General features: G+C 65.6%; 1 protein-coding gene. It reads left to right on the top strand.

Going from position 1 to position 678, the window contains the following annotated elements:
• Nucleotides 1-344: 344 nt before the first annotated feature.
• The coding region (locus tag D3H34_RS33370) for a winged helix-turn-helix domain-containing protein (RefSeq protein WP_147400631.1) at nucleotides 345-678 on the top strand (334 nt) is incomplete at its 3' end.

A 678-nucleotide genomic window follows, 5' to 3' on the forward strand; every position in this document is an offset into this window, starting at 1 on the left:
CGACGCGCCCGATGTGAAGGAGCGCATCACCAGCGTGGGCGGCGAGCCGTTCACCGGCAGCAGCGCCGAAGTCAAGAAGTTCATCGACCTGCAGACGCAGCGCATGGGCAAGGTGATGCGCGACGGCAATATCCGCGCCGAGTAACGCGGCGGGGCGGTCCGGCAGGTTGCCGGAGCCCGGGTTTGGGCCGCCGCAGACCGGCGGCGACAAGCAGTGGCGAAGCGCACGCAGGTGCGCTTCGCCATTTTTTTGGCGGCCATCGGGGCGACGAGTAACGGGTTAACCCTGTATAGCAAAGTCCCATTGTCGGACAACATGACATCACTAACCCAAAGCTGATGCCATGAATTCTTCCGACCCCACGCAGTCCGCGGATGACCCGCGCGCCTGCGTCACCAATCTTTTCAAGCGCATCCGGTCGGTGCCCGCGTACAAGGTCGTGGCCGACGAGATCGAGCGGCTGATCGTCAGCGGCGAGCTCCGGTCCGGCGACCCCTTGCCGACCGAGATCGAGCTGTCCGAGAGCTTCGGCGTCAACCGGTCGACGGTGCGCGAAGCGATCCGCCTGATCGAGCAGGAGGGCATGCTGGAGCGTCGCGAAGGGCGCCGGCTGTTCGTCTGCCTGCCCGGGCTTTACGACCTGGCGTCGCGTGCGACCCGCATGCTGATGCTTCAGC

It is taken from the genome of Acidovorax cavernicola, assembly GCF_003581445.1.